The following is a 644-nucleotide window of genomic DNA, read 5'->3' as shown; positions in this document are numbered from 1 at the left end:
GTTGCTTCTGATTGTTCTTTAAAGTAAGCCATCGCTTCTTCTTTTGCATAAGCAACTTCACCTTCTGTATAGCCTTCAACATAGTTCATGTTAACAGGCACTTCCATTTTCAAGACATCTACGCCATAACGTGGTTTTGAAAATTCTTTCATCATTTCAATGACTTTATGTGGTTTTTTCAACGCATATTCTTTCGTACTGGTATCGGCATCGTTAGCGTCATAAGATACTAATTCTAAGAAGAATGGTAAATCTTCTGCCGCACATTCAGAACCGATGCGTTCCATGAAGGCTTTCTTTTGGTCGTTAATTTCATCACTTTCATCCACATCGTAGTAAAGTAAGAATTTACATGCATCTGCCCCTGCTTCTTTTAGTCGTTTCACAGACCAAATCGACAAAATATCTGGTAAGCGTCCTGGTGTAGAAGCATCATAACCAGTTTTTTCATAAGCTAATAATAAACCAGCATTTTCATCTCTTACTTTTGCTGCAGGTAAACCATATTCTGGATCAAGTAAGATAGAAGAAGCATATTGGGTTAATTCTGAAGAAACGATTTTTTTGAATTCTTCAATTTGTTCTCCTTGGGCTTCTTGGTCTTGGTATTTATTGATCATTTTCTTTAAAGCGCCCCGTTGGTC

At 37.0% G+C, this 644-nt stretch carries 1 protein-coding gene; it reads right to left on the bottom strand.

Features of this window, described 5'->3' with window-relative positions; genetic code table 11:
• A partial coding sequence (locus RU96_RS12660; protein WP_071865815.1) for a tagatose 1,6-diphosphate aldolase occupies nucleotides 1–644 on the bottom strand: 644 nt, incomplete at both ends.

Source organism: Enterococcus canintestini (assembly GCF_001885735.1).
GTDB classification, from domain to species: Bacteria; Bacillota; Bacilli; order Lactobacillales; family Enterococcaceae; genus Enterococcus_C; species Enterococcus_C canintestini.
Note: the sequence above shows the minus strand (reverse complement) of the source record. Positions and strands in the feature narration are given on the sequence as shown.